1 protein-coding gene is annotated in these 442 nt (G+C 59.0%); it reads right to left on the bottom strand.

Annotated elements, in window-relative coordinates; genetic code table 11:
* The coding region (locus RVY79_RS17460) for a hypothetical protein (RefSeq protein WP_317465751.1) at nucleotides 1-212 on the bottom strand (212 nt) is incomplete at its 3' end.
* Between the last annotated feature and the right edge of the window lie 230 nt (nucleotides 213-442).

Genomic DNA, 442 nt, shown 5'->3' with positions numbered 1-442 from the left:
AAGAAGGCACGTGCTTGCGTGGCGATGCTGCACACGCTCTTGTAAGAAATGGCATCGTCGGTCAGGAGCTTCTTGTTGAAGCGCCCGATGTCTTTGGTGGCGTGGTTCTTTTCCACCTCTTCCGTGGCGCGGGTATCGAAGCGACGTGCGCGCCAAACGGAGATGCCAAGGGATGCGAGCATGACACGCTCGTGAACGTTGAGGATGTTCATGGAAATAGCCTCTTGAAATGAAAAGCGGCGAGCCAAAGCTCGCCGCATGGGATGTACTGCGTGAAAGGGAACCGGTTTACCGGCCGGCCATCGCGGCACCGATCCAGCCGGATTGCGCTGCAATGAAAGCCGGCACGGAAACGATAGACTCGTCACGGCGGATCGCGTCGCTGATCATCATCGTTGCGCAGTCACCGTCACCGCCCGCGTGCATGCGGTCGGCGTAGACG

The sequence above is a fragment of the Chromohalobacter sp. HP20-39 genome, from assembly GCF_033052815.1.
GTDB lineage: Bacteria > Pseudomonadota > Gammaproteobacteria > Pseudomonadales > Halomonadaceae > Chromohalobacter.
The sequence above is the reverse complement of the archived record's forward strand: the minus strand, read 5'-3'. Positions and strand labels throughout refer to the sequence as shown.